The organism is Achromobacter sp. ACM05, assembly GCF_019218915.1.
Taxonomy (GTDB): Bacteria; Pseudomonadota; Gammaproteobacteria; order Burkholderiales; family Burkholderiaceae_B; genus Achromobacter; species Achromobacter animicus.
Window position 1 is genome coordinate 566407 of the sequence record NZ_JAHUWQ010000002.1, and the last position, 16884, is coordinate 583290.

General features: G+C 66.4%; 14 protein-coding genes. 4 read left to right on the top strand and 10 right to left on the bottom strand.

What is annotated here, in order from left to right:
- Positions 1-46 precede the first annotated feature (46 nt).
- From tauA to KW836_RS13510, 4 genes are all read right to left on the bottom strand, one after another.
- Positions 47-1075, bottom strand: a complete 1029-nt coding sequence (gene tauA / locus KW836_RS13495; RefSeq protein WP_175121862.1) for a taurine ABC transporter substrate-binding protein — start codon at positions 1073-1075, stop codon at positions 47-49.
- A 280-nt stretch (positions 1076-1355) separates the two neighbouring features.
- Positions 1356-1901, bottom strand: coding sequence for a GTP cyclohydrolase I FolE (gene folE / locus KW836_RS13500; RefSeq protein WP_056316955.1), 546 nt, complete (start codon positions 1899-1901; stop codon positions 1356-1358).
- 153 nt (positions 1902-2054) lie between these two features.
- Positions 2055-2711 (bottom strand): response regulator transcription factor, encoded by a 657-nt coding sequence (locus tag KW836_RS13505; RefSeq protein ID WP_175121861.1) that lies wholly within the window; start codon positions 2709-2711, stop codon positions 2055-2057.
- Complete coding sequence (locus KW836_RS13510; RefSeq protein ID WP_175121860.1) at positions 2708-4132, bottom strand: cache domain-containing protein; 1425 nt, start codon at positions 4130-4132, stop codon at positions 2708-2710. The genes KW836_RS13505 and KW836_RS13510 overlap by 4 nt, the downstream gene beginning before the upstream one ends.
- Before the next feature lie 314 nt (positions 4133-4446).
- Here KW836_RS13510 and KW836_RS13515 point away from each other — a divergent pair, with 314 nt between their 5' ends.
- Both KW836_RS13515 and KW836_RS13520 read left to right on the top strand, forming a co-directional pair.
- Positions 4447-6534, top strand: a complete 2088-nt coding sequence (locus KW836_RS13515) for a carbon starvation CstA family protein (protein ID WP_175121859.1) — start codon at positions 4447-4449, stop codon at positions 6532-6534.
- Positions 6535-6555: 21 nt separating this feature from the next.
- Positions 6556-6768, top strand: coding sequence for a YbdD/YjiX family protein (locus KW836_RS13520; RefSeq protein ID WP_085945451.1), 213 nt, complete (start codon positions 6556-6558; stop codon positions 6766-6768).
- A gap of 1119 nt (positions 6769-7887) precedes the next feature.
- Here KW836_RS13520 and KW836_RS13525 read toward each other — a convergent pair.
- A complete protein-coding gene (locus KW836_RS13525; RefSeq protein ID WP_218344275.1) occupies positions 7888-9066 on the bottom strand; it encodes an MFS transporter in 1179 nt (392 codons plus the stop codon).
- Positions 9067-9224: 158 nt separating this feature from the next.
- On the opposite strand from KW836_RS13525, the gene KW836_RS13530 reads away from it, so the two are divergent.
- The gene (locus KW836_RS13530) at positions 9225-9776 is read left to right on the top strand and encodes a Dps family protein (RefSeq protein WP_175121857.1); all 552 of its coding nucleotides are present in this window, start codon (positions 9225-9227) and stop codon (positions 9774-9776) included.
- 89 nt (positions 9777-9865) lie between these two features.
- Here the strand turns inward: KW836_RS13530 and KW836_RS13535 are convergent, their stop codons facing one another.
- The 3 genes from KW836_RS13535 to KW836_RS13545 are packed head-to-tail and all read right to left on the bottom strand — an operon-like array spanning position 9866 to position 12196.
- Entirely contained in the window at positions 9866-10366 is a 501-nt protein-coding gene (locus tag KW836_RS13535; protein ID WP_218343596.1) for a RidA family protein, read from the bottom strand.
- The gene (locus KW836_RS13540; RefSeq protein ID WP_218343597.1) at positions 10354-11235 is read right to left on the bottom strand and encodes a PhzF family phenazine biosynthesis protein; all 882 of its coding nucleotides are present in this window, start codon (positions 11233-11235) and stop codon (positions 10354-10356) included. The genes KW836_RS13535 and KW836_RS13540 overlap by 13 nt, the downstream gene beginning before the upstream one ends.
- On the bottom strand, positions 11228-12196 hold the full coding sequence (locus tag KW836_RS13545; protein WP_255595548.1) for a tripartite tricarboxylate transporter substrate binding protein: 969 nt from the start codon (positions 12194-12196) through the stop codon (positions 11228-11230). The genes KW836_RS13540 and KW836_RS13545 overlap by 8 nt, the downstream gene beginning before the upstream one ends.
- Before the next feature lie 217 nt (positions 12197-12413).
- On the opposite strand from KW836_RS13545, the gene KW836_RS13550 reads away from it, so the two are divergent.
- The gene (locus KW836_RS13550) at positions 12414-13211 is read left to right on the top strand and encodes a helix-turn-helix transcriptional regulator (RefSeq protein ID WP_175121854.1); all 798 of its coding nucleotides are present in this window, start codon (positions 12414-12416) and stop codon (positions 13209-13211) included.
- Between the two features lie 51 nt (positions 13212-13262).
- Here KW836_RS13550 and KW836_RS13555 read toward each other — a convergent pair whose 3' ends face one another.
- Together KW836_RS13555 and KW836_RS13560 are read right to left on the bottom strand one after the other, a co-directional pair.
- On the bottom strand, positions 13263-15668 hold the full coding sequence (locus tag KW836_RS13555) for a TonB-dependent siderophore receptor (RefSeq protein WP_218343598.1): 2406 nt from the start codon (positions 15666-15668) through the stop codon (positions 13263-13265).
- A gap of 135 nt (positions 15669-15803) precedes the next feature.
- On the bottom strand, positions 15804-16838 hold the full coding sequence (locus tag KW836_RS13560) for a FecR domain-containing protein (protein ID WP_218343599.1): 1035 nt from the start codon (positions 16836-16838) through the stop codon (positions 15804-15806).
- Between the last annotated feature and the right edge of the window lie 46 nt (positions 16839-16884).

Here is a 16884-nt window from a genome sequence, read left to right on the forward strand (position 1 = left end):
GCCGGCGCCGGGGTGGCGCCGGGCCGGGTCGGACGGGTCGCGTGAATTACTTCGCGGCCGCCTTCGCGTACTGATCCGTCACGAACGGGCTGTAGTCGTCCAGTGCCTTGTCGATCTGCTTCTGATCCTTCAGGAACTTGGCGCTGGCCGCGAAGGCGCGCGCGGCGCCCGAGTCCTTGCCGCCGCCCAGCCAGGTTTTGGAGGCCTGTTCTTCCACCGTCGGGAAGACCAGGAGGCCCAGTGCCTCGACGATGTCTTCAGGCTTTCCGCCAATCAGCTTGACGATGCCCTTGACCTGCGGCGAATCCGCCGTCCACTTGGCGCTGTTGGCGCGATAGTCCGCGTAGGACTTGGCCAGCACCCCCGTGAAGGCGGCCATGAACTTCGGGTTTTTCTGCGCCCAGGCCTTGTCCACCACGATGCCGTCGAAGGTCGGCACGCTGGCCGCGCCGATCTGTTCGGAGTCGGCGATGATCTTGCCGGTCTTGGCGATCTCGGTCAGCGCGGGCGGCCAGACGTAGGCGGCGTCGATGTCGCCGCGCTGCCAGGCGGCCACGATCTGCGGCGGCTGCATATTCAGGATGCGCACGTCGCGCGGCGGCACCTTCCAGACCTGCTCAAGCCCGACCAGCAAATGAAAGTGCGACGTCGACACAAACGGCGTGGCAATGCGCTTGCCCTTAAGGTCGGCGGTGCTGTTGATGCCGGAGCCGTTGCGCGCCACCAGCGCTTCGGATTTGCCGATATTGTCCAGGATCCAGAAGAGCTGCATGTCCACGCCGCGTGTGGCGGCCGAGGTGATCCCGGTCGATCCCAGCACGCCGACCGGCACGTTGCCCGAGGCCAGGGCGGTCGAGATGTCGCCGCCCGAGGTGAACTGGCGCCAGTCCACCTGGTAGCCGGCCTCTTTCAGGGCCTTGTCGAAACTGCCGTCCGCGATGGCGGACAGGAACGGCCCGACGATGAGCTGGTAGCCCACCACGAGTTTGGTCTGCGCGTAGGCGGGCGCAGCCAGTAGCGCGGCGGCCAGGCCGGCCAGGGTGCAGCGGCGAATCAGGCGGTATATCGCGTTCATGGAGATCTCCGGGAGAGAACGGCCGCGCCCCGGCGCGACCGGCTTGCTGGTGCCAGTTTGCCCGGATGGGACCAGAACGCTAGGGCCAGATGTCCGGATCAGTAGGTGCCAAAAGCAACCGGGCCCGCCGGCTGCGCCGCCCATGCCCGAACGGGCATCGTCGTCGCAGCGGGCGGGCCCGCGATATGCGCCAAATGGATGAGATGGCTGGCAAGGTGTCTGACACCCTGCAGAGAGCGCCGTCAGATCACGGCTGTGCCACCAGGGTGTCAGACACCGATCAGCGGATCAGGCTGAGAAACTCCGCACGCGTGGACGGGTTTTCGTGGAATTCGCCCAGCATCACCGACGTGACCATGGAGGAATTCTGCTTTTCGACGCCGCGCATCATCATGCACATGTGCTGCGCCTCGATCACGACCGCAACGCCAGCCGCGCCGGTGACGCTTTGCACGGCTTCAGCCACCTGGCGGCTGAGGTTTTCCTGAATCTGCAGGCGGCGCGCGTACATCTCGACGATGCGGGCCACCTTGGACAGGCCCAGCACCTTGCCGGCGGGCAGGTAGGCCACGTGCGCCTTGCCGATGAAGGGCAGCATGTGGTGCTCGCACAGCGAGTACAGCTCGATGTTCTTGACCAGGACGATCTCGCGCGTGTCCGACGTGAACAGCGCGCCGTTGACGATTTCTTCCAGGTTCTGGTCGTAGCCGCGGCACAGGTGGCGCATGGCCTTGGCGGCGCGGGCCGGCGTGTCGGCCAGCCCTTCGCGGGACGGATCTTCCCCTAGTGCTTCGAGAATGGCGGTGTAGTGCTTTTCCAATGACATGGGGACTCCTGGCGGCGCGCCCTCTGGCGCGCAGTGATGCAAAGGGTGATGCGTGGCGTAACGCTGGGCGTAATGCGTAGGTGTCGCAAGTCTACCTCAGCGCGGCGGGCGGACCGCGGGCTTACCCGTGGCGTGTGGGGGTATTTCCTGCGTTCAGACGCCCCGGTTTTCGACCGCGTACTTGATGAGTTCGGCCTGTCCGTCGATGCCCAGCTTGCGCTTGATGTTCAGGCGGTGCGTCTCGACGGTGCGCACCGACAATCCCAGCGTCTGCGCGATCTGCTTGTTGGCATGGCCGTCGGCGATGTGGCGCAGCACGTCGCGCTCGCGGTGCGTCAGCAACGTGGCCAGGGCGCTGGCCTGCGACAGCCGCACGGCCGCTGCAGCGCTGAAATAGCTGCGGCCGGCCATGACGGCGTCGATGGCGGTGATGATCTCCTGCGCGGGCTCGTCCTTGAGCAGATAGCCGCGGGCGCCGGCCTTGACCGCCTGCACCATGTACTCGGGGTTGTCGTGCATGGACAGCACCAGCACCGCGATCTGCGGATAGCGCTCGTGCAGCAGCGCCGTCAGCTCCAGGCCGCCGACGCCGGGCATGTTCAGGTCCATCAGCGCCAGATGGGGCAGGGTGCCGCCCTGCGGATCCTCAGCCATGCAGGCGGCCAGAAAAGCCTGCGCGGCGGCGGCGTTGCTGGCTTCACCTACTACCCGCAACGTCGGCACGGTTTCAAGGCGCAGGCGCAGGCCGTCGCGCACCAGGGGGTGGTCGTCGATCAGCAGAAGGCGGACGGCGTCGGGTTTGTCGATCATGCTTGGGGAGGCGTCGGAAGGGGGCCGCCGGGAGGCGGCAGGGGAAGCCAGGCCTGCAAGGTCGTGCCTTGCGCGGTGGAATGAAAGGTCAGGGTGCCGGACAGCGCGCTCATGCGTTCTCGCATGTTGCGCAGGCCGATGCCGCGATGCGGGTCCTGCTGGACCTCGGCGTCGTCAAAGCCGCAGCCGTCGTCGGTGATGGTCAGGCGCAAATCGCGCGCCGAATACGCCAGAGTCAGATCCGCGCGCGTGGCGCCGGCATGGCGCATGACGTTGGTCAGCGCCTCTTGCGTCACGCGGAACAGCGCCGTCGCGTAGGCGTCGGGCAGCTTCACTGGCTGGCCGACCGTGTGCAGGTCCACCGCCAGCGGCGGGGCGCCGTCCTCGGGGCGGATGGCGAATTCCCGGCCCAGATGCTCCAGCGCGGCGGGCAGGCCCAGGTCATCGAGCAGGGTGGGACGCAGGTTGTGCGAAATGCGGCGGACCTCGCCCACCGCCATGTTCAGACGGTCCAGGGCGCCGCCCAGCGGCGTATCGATGTGCGCAAGCGCGCGCGAATCGTCCGAGTGCGACTGGCGCAGCCGCTCGCGGGCGGCCTCCAGCGACAGTTTTACCGACACCAGCACCTGGCTGATGCCGTCGTGCAGTTCCCGCGACAGGCGGGCGCGCTCGTCTTCCTGCGACCGCACGATCTGGCGGGCCATCAGCCGCAGCTTGGCGTCGGACTGGCGATGGTCGCTGATATTGAGGGCCAGACCACAGGCGGCCACGCCCAGGATGGATACAGCCGCAATGCCCGCCACCCACGCGAACATGTCGCGGATATTGGCCTGCGCCGCGGCGTCGATGCGCACCAGGGCCTCTTGCACGTCGTCCAGGTAGATGCCGGTGCCCAGCATCCAGCCCCAGCGTTCCAGCACCACCACGTATCCGAGCTTTTCAACGGTCTGGTTGGTGGACGGTTTTTCCCAGAGGTAATGCACCACCTCGCCTTGCTGCCCGCCGCGCCGGGCGGCCGTCAGCAGGTTCTGGATGACGGCCTGGCCCTTGGTGTCGCGCAGGTTCCAAAGGTCTTGCCCGACCAGCTCGGGCTGGCGCGGATGCATCAGGTTCTTGCCCTGCAGGTCATAGACGAAGAAATAGCCGTCGTGGCCGAACTCCATCTGCGCCAGCAGGTCCAGCGCGCGCTGGCGCGTCGCCGCGTCGTCGCCTGCGGCCTGCAGCGGCGCGATGGCGCTGTACGCCAGGTTCACGTAATGGCGCAGCTCGCCTTCCTTGCTGGCCAGCCAGGCGGTTTCGACCACCTGTTTTTCGCGCTGCGCCAACTGCAATCCCTGCACGTAGACGGCGACCGTGATGGCGGCGACGGCCACCAGCAGCGGGACTGCCGCAAGCAGCAAGATTTTGAGACGCAGCTTCATAAGGATTTGTATCAGGCCGAAGCGAATTTGCTGCGACGCATCAACCGGAAGGGTATCGAGGCGGGAACGCGGAAAGTTCGGAGATTTTACGGTTTTCACGGAAATTTGCTGCGGCGCATGACGTAGTAACACGTAGCTCGCTTGCGTAGTTCCGCGCTTGTTGGCGCGATGGCCAGAGCGCAATACTGGCGCCCGCGTCGACCTGACGCAGCGCGGACGCGTGCGTCCGCCACCCCACAACAATGAGTCTGCCTTCCGCGGGACGAAAAAAGCGTTTCACGCCAAGAGCATGGCGGGAGGCAAGAGGAGCACTTATGCACACCAGCAGTAAGGGACTGGGTCAGCACCTGGTCTGGCTGGCGGTTGCGGTACTGGGCGCGTTTGCGCTGGGCACCGTGGCGCTGGCCAGAGGGGAGACCATCAACGCGCTATGGGTGGTGATTGCCGCCGTCTGCGTCTATCTCATCGCCTACCGTTACTACAGCCGCTTCATCGCGCGCAAGGTCTTCCAGCTTGACCCGACGCGCATGACGCCGGCCTGGAAGTACAACGACGGCCTGGACTACGTGCCCACCAACAAGCACGTGCTGTTCGGCCACCACTTTGCCGCCATCGCCGGCGCGGGCCCCCTGGTCGGACCGGTGCTGGCCGCGCAGATGGGCTACCTGCCCGGCATGCTGTGGATCCTGGCCGGCGTCGTGTTCGCCGGCGCCGTGCAGGACTTCACGATCCTCTTCATCTCGACCCGCCGCGACGGCCGCTCGCTGGGCGACCTGGTCAAGTCGGAACTGGGCAAGATCCCGGGCGTGATCGCGCTGTTCGGCGCGTTCATGATCATGGTCATCATCCTGGCCGTGCTGGCGCTGATCGTCGTGAAGGCGCTGACGCACTCGCCGTGGGGCACCTTCACGGTGGCCGCGACCATCCCCATCGCGCTGTTCATGGGCGTGTACCTGCGCTACATCCGTCCGGGCAAGATCGGCGAGGTTTCCATCATCGGCTTCGTCGGCCTGATGGCGGCCATCACGTTCGGTCAGGACGTGGCCGCGCATCCGGTCATCGGCCCGATGTTCGACTTCGACGGGAAGGGCCTGACCTGGATCCTGATCGTCTACGGCTTCATCGCCTCGGTGCTGCCCGTGTGGCTGCTGCTGGCCCCGCGTGACTACCTGTCGACCTTCCTGAAGATCGGCACGATCGTCGGTCTGGCGATCGGCATCGTGGTCGTCGCCCCGGAACTGAAGATGCCCGCGCTGACGCAGTTCGTCGACGGCACCGGTCCGGTGTGGTCGGGCAACCTGTTCCCGTTCCTCTTCATCACCATCGCCTGCGGCGCGGTGTCGGGCTTCCACGCGCTGATCTCCTCGGGCACGACGCCCAAGCTGATCGAGAACGAAACCCAGGCCCGCTACATCGGTTACGGCGGCATGCTGATGGAGTCTTTCGTCGCCATCATGGCGCTGGTCGCGGCTTGCGTGATCGAGCCGGGCATCTACTACGCAATGAACAGCCCGGCGGCCGTGATCGGCACGTCGCCTGAGCAGGTCGCCCAGGTGGTGTCGAGCTGGGGCTTCGTGATCACGCCGGCCGATCTGGTGCAGACGGCCAAGGACGTAGGCGAAAGCACGATCATCTCGCGCGCGGGCGGCGCTCCGACGCTGGCGGTGGGCATGGCCCACATCCTGCATCAGGCGCTGGGCGGTCCGGGCATGATGGCGTTCTGGTATCACTTCGCCATCCTGTTCGAAGCGCTGTTCATCCTGACGGCCGTTGACGCCGGCACCCGCGCGGGCCGCTTCATGCTGCAGGATTTGCTGGGCACGTTCGCGCCGTCGCTCAAGCGCACGGATTCGCTGCCGGCCAACCTGATCGCCACGGGCCTGTGCGTGGCGGCGTGGGGCTACTTCCTGTATCAGGGCGTGGTGGATCCGCTGGGCGGCATCAATACGCTGTGGCCGCTGTTCGGCATCGCCAACCAGATGCTGGCCGCGATTGCGCTGACGCTGGGCACGGTGGTCCTGTTCAAGATGAAGCGCGACCGCTATGCATGGGTGACGGTGCTGCCGACGCTCTGGCTGCTGGCTTGCACGCTGACGGCCGGTCTGCAGAAGCTGTTCCATTCGGACCCGCGCGTGAGCTTCCTGGCCCACGCCGACAAGTACAACGCCGCGATTGCCGAAGGCAAGGTGCTGGCGCCGGCGAAGTCGCTGGGCGAGATGTCGCGGGTGGTGATGAACGACTACATCAACGCCGGGCTGTGCGCGATCTTCATCTTTGTCGTGGTGAGCATCGTGGTGTTCGGCTTGAAGTCGGTGCAGCGCGCCCGCAACGAGAACAAGCCGACGTCCCGCGAAACGCCTTACGAATCGCTGCCCGCAGCCGCTGCGGCTGGCGCGGACTGACCTTCATCCAGGAGAAGCCGCATGCTGTTCAGCAATATGACTTCAGCGGCCGGCGCCGCCGGCCGGTATCTGGGGCAGACGCTCCGGTTGATGGTTGGCGTGCCGGATTACGAGACGTATGTCGAGCATATGCGGCGGACGCATCCTGACCAGGAGCCAATGAGCTATGAGGATTTCTTCCGGGAGCGCCAGGAGGCGCGATACGGGGGGAAGAAGCGGATTGGGTGCTGCTGAGTGTTTTGGATGGAAGGCCTTGCTGATGCAGGGCCTTTTTTTGTTGGTTCGGCTATGCAGTTCGTAGAGGTGCGGTCTTTGTTCGCGATACGTTCTTCGTAGGCTGCATTAGATCTTCGTAGGTCGCCCGACGCCGCGGTCACCGGGGAGGCGATCGCCCACGATTGCGGTCCGGAGCCTTCGCTCCGGACTCCCCCGTCGTCATCTTCGTTGTCGCCTTCGGCGACTGCCTTCAGATTCCCTCGGGCGCATCGACGGCGCTCGCCTCCCCGGTGACCGCGACGCCGTGCTACCAGGGTCTTTGGTTTGCGCGCTACAAGACCTGTGTGCAGGGAAGGGGATTTGCGGGGTCGCCGGGTTGCTGCCGCCCGGACGGCGGCAACCCGGCATATGAGCGGTGGGACGTCGGGGCGGTGTGCGCTTGCGCGCTGGCGGGGAGGTGATTGCTAATGGGCGCTCCAATACGGGGGTGGGGCGGTGATGGGCGGCGCGCGGCGACGGTCAATGTCAGCTTGCCGACCCGTACGCGCGCCGCCCATCGGGCACTGGAGTTCAAATGACGATTAATGGATAGCAGATCAAATGGCGCTGATGATTCGGGTGTCAGACACCCGAATCCGTCTTACAAATGTGCAGGTGGTTGCTGCTGCCGGTGTCAGACACCTTACCCAGACGCAGCCACACGCGAAGCGTCATCGCCCCGACGTAAGACAGCGCGTAAGCCCACGAAGGCCGCCCGCGCGGCCGCCCGGGGGCGGGCACCGCAAGACGCTTCTCGACCACCCCGCCGTATGCAAGAACCTAAAGAACCCAACTCGCCCCAGCGCCCGCAAAGATCAAGCAATTCGAGCCCGGTGTGGCGTGGGCCTGGGGTGGGCGGGGCGTTTAGATGCGCCCGGCGGAAACCGAAGGGAGCCGAAGGCGGACGAGGTTGAGCACGGGGCAGTCCGGAGCGAAGGCTCCGGACCGCAATCGGAGCCCCGCCCACCCCAGGCCCACGCCGCGCCGGGCGTCCCAAGAACGCCGACCATCGCCAGCAATCCGCACCCGTCAAACCCCAAAAACACAAACCAAAAAATCACATGCGTAGATATAAAAATCTCGAAAACGATACTGCCGTCACTCGATACCCCGCTTCCGCAGCTTCTCCGAATAAATCACCAGCGGCACTGCTCCGGCAGCGCATATCGCCATGACCAGGAACCCGCCAGGTGCATAGGCCCGGTACAGAGCGCCGCCCAGCTGGATGCTGGCGAACATGAAGACGCCGCCTGAAAGCATGGCGTAGAGGGCGATGGCGGACGTCTTGCATGCCGCCGGTACGCGGCGAGTGATGTACCACATGATCGCGGCGTTGTTGCCCGCCAGGGTGAAGCATTGCAGCAATTGCAGGCCCGCGATAATCGCAGGATCCGTGGTGGCGGACAGTCCCGTCCAGCGAATGGCGGTCATGACGGCCGATGTCAGAATCAGCCACTGCGCACCCGTGCGAGCCAAAATGCGCGGCGCTAGAAAAAAGAACAGAACTTCGCTGGTCACCCCCACCACCCACAGCAGCGAGATCATCGCCGTCGACAACCCGTTCGCGGTCCAATGCAGCGTGGAGTACGAATACAGAAAGCCGTTGCTCGCCTGCACCAGCGACGCGGCCGCGATGCACATCAACAAAGGGCGGTCGCGCAGGACCTCTCGCATCGGCAGGCGTACGCGATCGACGGGGGCGTCAACCGCCGCCGGCCGTGCTGCCCGCGGCAGCAGGCGCACGCAGGCCAGGCACGCGACGATCAGCAGGATCGACAGCCACATCACCCAGTCCGTGTCGAACGTCTTGATCAGATAGCCGCCCGCCACCGTCACCGTCGCAAATCCCAGCGACCCGCACGCGCGCATCACCGTATAGGAATTGCCTTGTCCCCGCCCGCTTGCAATCGCCATCCGGTCCATCAGCGGCAGGACGGCGGGAAACACCGCGTTCAGCAGCAACGTGATTGCCAGCAGCCAAGCTGAACTCTGGCTGAACGGGTAACACAGGAAAAGCGCCAGCGATGCCGCGAGCGCCGACGCGATCAACGCATGAGCGCGGCCTGTCTGGTCCGCCACGTGCGCCACGATCGGCGTCGACAGGATTTTGGGCAGGAACGACGTGGCGACGATCAGCCCGATCAGCGCCGGGTCCAGTCCCCGGCTCGCGAACCACAACGGCAGGAACGGGATGCTTACGCCCTGCAAGCCGTAGTACAGGAAATAGAACCCGTGCAACGCGATGGCGCCTTGCCTGGCGTCGGGATTGCCGCGCATGGTGGTGAGGGAAGCTGGGAGATGCGAAGCGGCGTAGCATACTCCTTCGTTGTGCCGGCCATTGGCAAAGCGCAGCCGGAGATTTACGCTGTGCCTCGCGGCCGGCTGCAAGTGCGCCGCGAACGTGTTTTCCGATTTCTAATCAGGAGCTGCGATTCATGGCCAAGAAACTGAATGAGAAGACCACCAAGGCGCTGAAGGACCGCCGCAAGGCGCCGCTGGCGACGCCCACCGACCTCGCCGCTGAGGCCACCCGCGACATCTCCGCCGCGCTGAACCAGATACTGGCCGACGTGTTTGCGCTGTATCTGAAGACCAAGAACTTTCATTGGCACATCAGCGGTCCCCACTTCCGGGACTACCACCTGCTGCTGGACGAGCAGGGTGATCAGCTGTTCGCCATGACCGACCCCCTCGCCGAACGCATCCGCAAGATTGGCGGCACCACGCTGCGGTCCATCGGGCATATTTCGCGGTCGCAGCGCATTGCCGACAACGACGCCGACTACGTGCAGCCGCTGGACATGCTGGCCGAACTGCGCGAAGACAACAAGGTCCTGGCGGCCGCGCTGCGCGAAGCCCACAACGTCACCGACGAGCATCGCGACATCGCCAGTTCCAGCCTGATCGAAAACTGGATCGACGAGACCGAGCGGCGCACGTGGTTTCTGTTCGAAGCCAGTCGTCAGGGTGACGCGACGGGGCATTGAGTCTGGCCGCCGAAGCGGCGGGGCAGCCGTACCGTTATCGTCGTATCAGTGCCGCCCGCCCGACAGCGCGGGCGGGTTGGCTTGGCGGGTCAGCCGCGGTCGTCCAGCAGCGCGCTGATTTCGATTTCCGCCCAACTGCGGCCGGGCAGGCTGGTTACTCCCACCGCACTGCGTGCCGGACGCGGCATATGCGGGAATGCCGCTTCCAGCACTGCTGATGCACCGTCCAACACCGCACTGTGGTCTTCAAATTCCGCCTCGCTGCGCAGATAGCCGTGCAATTGCAGCACGGCGCGCACGCGGTCCAAATTGCCGCCGCAGGCTTCGCGCAGGGCGCTCAGCGCACTCAGCGCCGCGTGTGCACAGGCGGCGCGGGCGGCGTCCAGATCGGCGCCAGGCCGGCATATCCCCACGATCGGTGTGCCGTCCCGCCGGCTGGCCTGGCCGCTGATGCAGACCAGTGTTGCGCCGGTCAGGGCCGCCAAGTGGTAGGGCGCATAGGCGCCGCGCGGAACGGGCGCCGCAGGCAGGCGCCAGCCGGCCGCAGCCAGCCGCGAGTCGGGCGTGCCGCCAGCGGTCACCTTATCCATTGCGTCTCGCCGCTCAGCCAACAGCCGGGGGCGTCCGCGCGCCGGCGCAACTGGATCGCCGACGGCGAGCCCATGGCCACGCCCTGGCGGACCGTGTACACCCCGTCCGCCGGCACGCTGCCCGTTTCGTTCAGGTAACCCCACAAGGCCGCGGCGGCGATGCCGGTGGCGGCATCCTCGGGGTAGCCGGACGCCTTGGGAAATTGCCGCGCGCTGGCGCCGTCCGCGCTCAGCGCATAAGGGTAGAGGCCGGTTGAGCCGATGGCTTCGCAGATGTCCCGCATCGCATCGAAGTCCGGCGCCAAGGCATTCAGGTCGGCCACGGCCGGCAATCGCACCAACGTCTTTACCCGGCTGGTGCTGGCATTGATCATGTGCAGGCCGGGCAAGTCGGGGTCGATACGCAGCACGGTGGCGATCGCGCGGCATTGCGCGGGCGTGAGCGCGGATGTGGCGACGGCTGGTTGCGACACCCAGGCGCGATTGCCAGCCTCGTCCCATTCGATGTCCACGCTGCCGCTCAGGGTCTGAACGCGGGCGCGCGGCGTGCTCCACCGTTGCCATTGCCGCAGCGCCCAGAGCGTCCCCACGGTCGCGTGGCCGCACATCTCCATTTCGTGGCCGGGCACGAAGAATCGCAGTTGGCACAGGTAATCATCGCGGTCGGCAGGCACCACGAAGGACGACTCGTGGCCGTGATGCGCGGCCAGCGCCTGCATGTCGGCCGCCGACATGCCGCGCGCGTCAAGCACCAACGGCACCGGATTTCCGCCTTGCAGGGGCTGGGACGGATCGACGAATACGCGCAGCAGGGCCGCCTGGCCGGCGGGAGGCTGGGCGGGGACGAGGTTGGGGTGAAGGTCAGTCAAACTGGACTCCGGTCTTGGTGATGAGGTCGCCCCAGAAGGCGAGGTCTTGTGAGACGGTTTGGGTCAGCGCCTCTGCCGTGCCGGGTTTGACGTCCACGCCCTTGGCGGCCAGGTCGGCGGCAATGGCCGGGTCCCGCAGCACCGTATTCAAGGCAACGTTCATCTTTTCCACGATGGCCGGCGGCGTGCCCTTGGGAAAGGCCAGGCCGTACCAGAGCGATTGCGTGTAGGCGGGCATGCCCTGGGCCGCGAAGGTGGGGACGTTGGGCAGGATGGGGGTGGCGCTGGTGGTCGCCACCGCAATCAGCTTGCCGCTCTGCACGAAGGGCGCCAGGCCCACGGGGTTATCGAACATGATGTCGACCTGACCGCCGATCAGATCCGTGTAGGCGGGCGCCGCGCCACGGTAGGGAACGTGCGTCAGGTCCAGTTTCTCGTCCTTCTTGAACATCTCGCCCAGCAGGTGCGACACCGTACCGGCGCCCACCGACGCATACGTGCCGACGGAGCGCGCTTTCAATGCGCGGACCACTTCGGGAAGTGTGGCCGCCTTCAGGGCCGGCTGCACTGCCAGCACATAGGGCGACGTGCCGATGAAGCCGATGTAATCGAAATCCTGGGCCGGCTTGTACGGCAGGTTCTTGTACAGGTGGGCGGCAAGCGCGGTGGTGCTGGTCGTGACGGCCAGCGCGGTGTAGCCGTCCGGCTTGGCGCGCGCGGCCTGGCCCGAACCCACGGTGCCGCCCGCGCCGCCGGCGTTCTGGATGATCACGGTCTGCTTCAATTCGCGCGTCAACGCCGGCTGCAGCGTGCGCACCACCAGATCCGTGCCGCCGCCGGCCGGGAAGGGGACGATCAGCGTGATCGGCTTGTCCGGCCAGGCGGGTTGAGCCAGGGCGCTGGCCAGCGGAAGGGCAAGCAGGGCGGCGGACAGCAAGGCCGACGGAAGTGTGCGAATCATGGATTTTCCCTTGTGTGTTTGTTGAATGACCCAGATCGTAGGCAGCGGCCGAGCTGGCGGCGAACCGCGACGCGACAGAAGCTGATCCCAAGCGCGACAACGGAAACCACGCGCCCGCGCCGGGCTTGCATGAAAACGGCCGCGCGCCGATACTGGCCCAACGCCCAATCTTGCCGTTGCCGGGCAACGCCCAGCGCACCACACGCCCGCACTCCCCATGTCGCGTTCCGTCCCGCTTTCCTCCAAACAGGACCTCATCGCCCAGACAGGTTTCGCCCTGGCGGCCAGCCGGCAGCCGCGTTATGCCTTCCATTGGCATGAGCACGACTGCGCCATGCTGCTTTGGCCGCGGGCCGGCGCCCTGGACAGCGCCTGGCGGGACGAGGCGGGCGCCCGCCGCCGCTGCCGGCTGGTGCGGGGCCAGGCGTTGCTGTTGCCGTCTCATGTCGAGCACAGCACGCGCGCCGAGAGCATCTCGCAACAGCACGGCGAACTCTATCTGGCTCCGGAATTGCTTCGGGCCTGCCGGGCGGGGGGCGTGCTGCAATTGGATGGCGCGGCGCAGGCCATGCTGGATGCGCTCTGGAAGCCGGCGTTGTCGGCGTCGGCGTTGCCGATGCTGGTGGAGGCATTGATCACCCAACTGGATGCGACGCACCGGATCCACGGTCAGATCATTACGCCGCAGGCGCCGCTACCGCTGGCGCGGCAATGGCTGGAACTGTTGCGCGAGCGGCTGGAAGCGGGGCAGCCGTTGCCGGCGATCGCCGATTCGGCCAGCGTGCTCGGCGCCACCACCCGTACGCTGCAGCGCGCCTGCATGGAGACCTACGGCCAGTCTCCGATTTCATTGCGCCGCATGGTCCTGGCGCAGGCCGCGCGCCAGCGGCTTGCGATGGGCGAACCGGCGGCAAGAGTCAGCGCCGAACTGGGTTTTTCCAGCAGCGGCCACCTGGGCCGGCTGCTGCGCGCGGTCGATCCTTCATCAGAAACCGGCATCGCCACGCAACCCTGAACGGGCAGGCAGCGGGGCGGCGCGAATCCCGGTTTGCCACACGAACGCGGCCTACCAGTTGACGCGCGCCGTCAGCGTGATGTTGCGCTCGTCGCCGTAATAGCAGGTGTAGGGGCACGCGGCCACGTAGGTCTTGTTGGCCAGGTTCTTCACGTTCAGCGCGAACTGCCACTTGTCCAGTTGATAGCGCACCGCGGCGTCATACGTGGTGTACGACGGTATCGGCATTTCGTTGATTTCCTGGCGGCCTACATAGCGCACGCCCACGCCCGCGCTCAGGCCCGGCACGGATGAAAACCGGTAGTCCATCCAGAGCGATGCCATGTTGCGAGGAACCGATTCGGGCCGCGCTCCTTCGTTGCCGAAATTGCTTTTGACCACGCGCGCGTCCGTCGTTGCCAGGGCGGCCACCAGGTCCAGTTGCCGGTTCAGGCTGGCCCGGGCCTCGATTTCCGCGCCTTTCGAGCGGACTTCGCCCGTCTGCACCAGGAATCCCACGTGGTCAGGGTCGCTGGTCAGGACATTGCGTTGGGTGATTTCGTAGAGCGCGAACGTGATCGACGCATCCACGCCCTTGGGTTCGTACTTCAATCCGATCTCGTGCTGCACGCCCGTGGTCGGCTTGAAGGGATTGGCGGCGAAGTCCAGTCCCGTCACGGGTTGGAACGACTTGCTGTAGCTGTAGTAGGGCGCCAAGCCGTTGTCGAACAGATACATCAGGCCGACGCGCGGCGTGAAGGCGTGGGAGTTTTGTGCGCCCGTGCCCGGCGTCGACTCGGTACGCACGGAGTCGTAGCGCCCGCCCAGCAGCGCGATCCAGCGTTCGTTGAATTTGATCTGGTCCTGCGCGTAGAAGCCCAGCTGGCGCGTGCTGTCTTCGCCATAACCGGTGGGGCCGAGGTCCGGCCGGGCGCCATAGACGGGGTGGTACAGGTTCAGCGGCGCGATGGAGCCGGATCTCTGGGCGCGCGAGAACTCGTTCTTGCTCCAGTCGATGCCGAACAGCAGCGTGTGTTCAAAGCTGCCGTGGCGCAGCTTGCCCAGCAATTGGTTGTCCACGGCCAGCCCCTTGTCGGTGTCGTACCGCGTCAGGGCATAGCGGGTGGCCAGGGCCGGGGCCGACGCGTCCACGCGCGTGTCTACCCCGGCGTACTGATTGTCGGCCCGCTGCTTGTAGGTCAGCAGATTCTGGCGCACCTTCCAGTCGTCGTTCAGCTTGTGTTCGAGCAGGTAGCCCAGCGTGGCGCCCTTTGTGACATAGCGGTCGAAGTCCGGTTCGCCAACGAAGCGCGTGCGCGAAATGCGGCCGTTGGGGTTGGGCAGCAGGGTGCCTTCCAGGGGCTTGCCCACATCGTAGGGGCTATCGGTGCGGCTGTAGCTGGCCAGGAACGTGATCAGCGTGGCATCGCTGATCTGCCACTCCAGCGCGCCGGCCAGCGAGGTGCGGTCGTTGTTGATGTAGTCGACCATGCTGTCGCTGTTGCGCGCCAGTCCGGTGAGGCGATAGCGGACATTGCCGTCCTCGGTGACCGGACCGCCCAGGTCCATCGCAATTTGCTTCTTGTTCCAGCTTCCGGTCTGCAATTCGAGCTCGCGCAGCGGCTCCGCCGTGGGGCGCTTGCTGACCAGATTGATGATGCCGCCGGGTGCGGCCTGCCCGTACAGGATCGAGGCCGGCCCCTTCAGCAGCTCGATGCGTTCGAAGTTGTAGGGCTCGATGGCGCCGCTGAGCGAGTTGATGGGGAACTTGGTGCCGTTCAGGTACAACGGAGCCGCGCCGGTAACGTTGAAGCCACGGATCGTGAAGCCCGTGCCGATGTGCCTGAGCGCCCCGCCTTCCAGCGACTGGACGCTGGCGGTGTAGCCCAGTGCCTGGTCCAGCGAGTCCGCCGCCTGCGCGACAACCTGGTCGCGCGGAATCACCGATACGGACTGGGGCGTTTCATGCAGCGCCGTGTCCGTCTTGGTGGCGGTTGCGCTGCGCCGGGCCACAAACCCTTGCACCGGGCCGAAAGCGGATTCCTCGGCAACGCCCGTCACCGTCACCGCGGGCAGGGTCTGCGCGGCGTCCTGGCCCGGCTGACTGCCGGGCACCGGACGCAGGATGTAGCCGCCATTCGGCTGTGGCCGGGCAGCCAGTCCGGTGCCTGCCAGCAGCCTGGCCAGCGCCTCGGGCGCGTCAAAGCTGCCCTGCAAGCCGGGACTGCGCTTGCCCGAGATGTCGGTGGCCGAATAGGACAACATCAACCCGCTTTCGAGGGCGTAGCGGGTCAGGGCGCTTTCCAGCGATCCGGCGGGGATCGCGTAGCTTTTCGCGCTGGCCTGGGCCTGTACGGCATCCGTTCCGGCCGACAGGGCGATGCCCGATGCTGTGAGCCAGAGGGCGCGGCTTGCCGCCAGCGCGAGGGTATTGCGTGCGATGAGGCGCGCGGCGCGCCGAGACTGACGGGGGGGCATGAGTGGTCCGGTTTCCGGTGAAAAAATGTGGCTTCTATTAGGTTTGCCACTTGGGAAACGGAAACCCCTCATGTTGGCGCGAAAAATTTTTGGGGTCGATGAATAGCGCGGCGAGTCGAGGCGGCCTGCGCGGCGCTAGGCGTCACGCAGGCGCACGGTGATCCAATAGCGCGTCACCTGGTCGACCTCGATCGGATGCGTCCGGCGCAGCATGTCCAGCACCCGGTCGGTGTCGTCCAGCGGATAGATGCCCGAGACCTTCAGGCGACCGGCAGCGGGGTCGCAGGCCAGCCGGCCGGGCACATACCGGGCAAGCTCCGCAATGAAGTCGGACAGCGGCATGTCCTGCGCGACCAGCATGCCAACGGACCATGACGCATCGCGCGGGTCCGCCACCTGCGTGGCGCCGACGGCGTCGCGGGTGAACGACGCCTGTTCGCCCGCGTGAATGACGCGCGGCGCATCCGCCTGGTGTTCGGGGCGGATCTCCACGGCGCCCTCGAACACCGCGACGTGGCTGCGGCCAGGGAACTGGCGCACGCTGTAGCGTGTGCCCAGGGCGCGCACGCGGCCTTGCGCCGTTTCCACCAGAAAAGGACGGGCAGGGCGCCCTGCCTGGGATGCCGGGTCGGGCGCGGTGGCGATCAGGATCTGGCCGTGCAGCAGGCGGACCAGGCGCTGCGAGCCGTCAAACCGGACATCGATGGCGCTTGCCGTGTCCAGGTCGATGCGGCTGGCGTCGGCCAGCAGGATGCTCGTGCGTTCTCCGGCTGCAGTGTGGTGATCGGACTGCCAGTCCAGCCAGCCGCGCCACAGGTTATCGCGCGCCAGCCAGGCGCCGCCGCCGGCAAACAGCGCCACCGCCAGCGCCTTGACGGCCTGGCGCCGCGCGGGACGGTTCCGGCCCTCGCGCGTCAGCGCGCCGCGTACGAGCGGCGTGTTCAATCCGCGCAACTGCTGGCCAAAGGTCTCGATGTGCCGCCAGGCGCGCTCGTGGTCGGGGTCTGCCTCGCGCCAGCGCCGGCAGGCCTCGCGCGTGGCGTCGCTGGCGTCGGGCGCCTGCAGGGCGACCAGCCAGTCCACGGCGCGCAGACTGACGCTGGCGGGCAATGGCGGGCCCTCAAGCTGGGGGAAGGCCGTCGGGCTTGAGTCCGCGGGCGAGTTGGGCATGGGTAAGGGGGCGTTCTTGATACAGGCGGCTGCGGCCGTGCCGATG

Bases quoted from the DNA above. Each gene is read 5' to 3' on its own strand.
- KW836_RS13525 (WP_218344275.1), bottom strand. From the start codon at position 9,066: ATGCGCGGCAATCCCGACGCCAGGCAAGGCGCCATCGCGTTGCACGGG.
- tauA (WP_175121862.1), bottom strand. From the start codon at position 1,075: ATGAACGCGATATACCGCCTGATTCGCCGCTGCACCCTGGCCGGCCTG.
- KW836_RS13505 (WP_175121861.1), bottom strand. From the start codon at position 2,711: ATGATCGACAAACCCGACGCCGTCCGCCTTCTGCTGATCGACGACCAC.
- KW836_RS13515 (WP_175121859.1), top strand. From the start codon at position 4,447: ATGCACACCAGCAGTAAGGGACTGGGTCAGCACCTGGTCTGGCTGGCG.
- KW836_RS13550 (WP_175121854.1), top strand. From the start codon at position 12,414: ATGTCGCGTTCCGTCCCGCTTTCCTCCAAACAGGACCTCATCGCCCAG.
- KW836_RS13555 (WP_218343598.1), bottom strand. From the start codon at position 15,668: ATGCCCCCCCGTCAGTCTCGGCGCGCCGCGCGCCTCATCGCACGCAAT.
- folE (WP_056316955.1), bottom strand. From the start codon at position 1,901: ATGTCATTGGAAAAGCACTACACCGCCATTCTCGAAGCACTAGGGGAA.
- KW836_RS13545 (WP_255595548.1), bottom strand. From the start codon at position 12,196: ATGATTCGCACACTTCCGTCGGCCTTGCTGTCCGCCGCCCTGCTTGCC.
- KW836_RS13520 (WP_085945451.1), top strand. From the start codon at position 6,556: ATGCTGTTCAGCAATATGACTTCAGCGGCCGGCGCCGCCGGCCGGTAT.
- KW836_RS13530 (WP_175121857.1), top strand. From the start codon at position 9,225: ATGGCCAAGAAACTGAATGAGAAGACCACCAAGGCGCTGAAGGACCGC.
- KW836_RS13535 (WP_218343596.1), bottom strand. From the start codon at position 10,366: ATGGATAAGGTGACCGCTGGCGGCACGCCCGACTCGCGGCTGGCTGCG.
- KW836_RS13560 (WP_218343599.1), bottom strand. From the start codon at position 16,838: ATGCCCAACTCGCCCGCGGACTCAAGCCCGACGGCCTTCCCCCAGCTT.
- KW836_RS13510 (WP_175121860.1), bottom strand. From the start codon at position 4,132: ATGAAGCTGCGTCTCAAAATCTTGCTGCTTGCGGCAGTCCCGCTGCTG.